The organism is Mongoliimonas terrestris (assembly GCF_001927285.1).
GTDB lineage: Bacteria > Pseudomonadota > Alphaproteobacteria > Rhizobiales > Pleomorphomonadaceae > Chthonobacter > Chthonobacter terrestris.
The window spans coordinates 1-304 of the sequence record NZ_MSIG01000092.1 but is presented as its reverse complement, the minus strand read 5'-3'; the positions used below and the strand labels follow the sequence as shown (position 1 = coordinate 304).

Here is a 304-nt window from a genome sequence, read left to right as displayed (position 1 = left end):
CCGCGCGGCAGGGTGGTCACGTGCGTGCCGCCGAGGAAGACCTCGACCCGGTCGTCATGCAGGCGCACGCGCAGCCGATGGCCGATCAGGCGCGAGGGCACGGTGTAGAAGACGTTCCGCAGCATGAAGCCGCCCGACGAGGTCACCGTGACCATCGCTTGTGCGCCGTCCTCGACACGGCGCGCGGGCAGCGGGCTGAGGACGGCGCGCTCGGCGTCGATGCGCTTGCGGTTGCGGGCGTTACGCCGGCCGACCAGCACGTCGATGAAGGCCCGGTAGTCGGCGAGGGTGTCGAAGTCGCGCG

Annotated in this window: 1 protein-coding gene; it reads right to left on the bottom strand. The window is 71.7% G+C overall.

Features of this window, described 5'->3' with window-relative positions; translation table 11 throughout:
* A partial coding sequence (locus BUQ68_RS22690) for a Mu transposase domain-containing protein (RefSeq protein ID WP_425349571.1) occupies positions 1–304 on the bottom strand: 304 nt, incomplete at both ends.